This is a genomic window from Colwellia marinimaniae, from assembly GCF_002207865.1.
Classification (GTDB): Bacteria; Pseudomonadota; Gammaproteobacteria; order Enterobacterales; family Alteromonadaceae; genus Colwellia; species Colwellia marinimaniae.
In genome coordinates, this window is record NZ_BDQM01000196.1 from 1 (window position 1) to 296 (window position 296).

General features: G+C 37.2%; 1 protein-coding gene. It reads right to left on the minus strand.

The window, feature by feature from the left end; genetic code table 11:
• Nucleotides 1-12: 12 nt before the first annotated feature.
• A partial coding sequence (locus MTCD1_RS21350; RefSeq protein ID WP_159459924.1) for a hypothetical protein occupies nucleotides 13-296 on the minus strand: 284 nt, incomplete at its 5' end.

The following is a 296-nucleotide window of genomic DNA, read 5'->3' on the forward strand; positions in this document are numbered from 1 at the left end:
ACACGATAAACACTAAATAGCACTGTTACTTTGCCATGAGAAATAACACGGTAACCCTGCCTTATAACCGACAAAAAATAGTGAGTAGTAATTAACATGAATAGGCGGTACGTGGAAATGGTAACGCTCAATATAGACACGATAAACACTAAATAGCACTGTTACTTTACCATGAGAAATAACACGGTAACCCTGCCTTATAACCGACAAAAAATAGTGAGTAGTAATTAACATGATAGGCGGTACGTGGAAATGGTAACGCTCAATATAGACACGATAAACACTAAATAGCACTG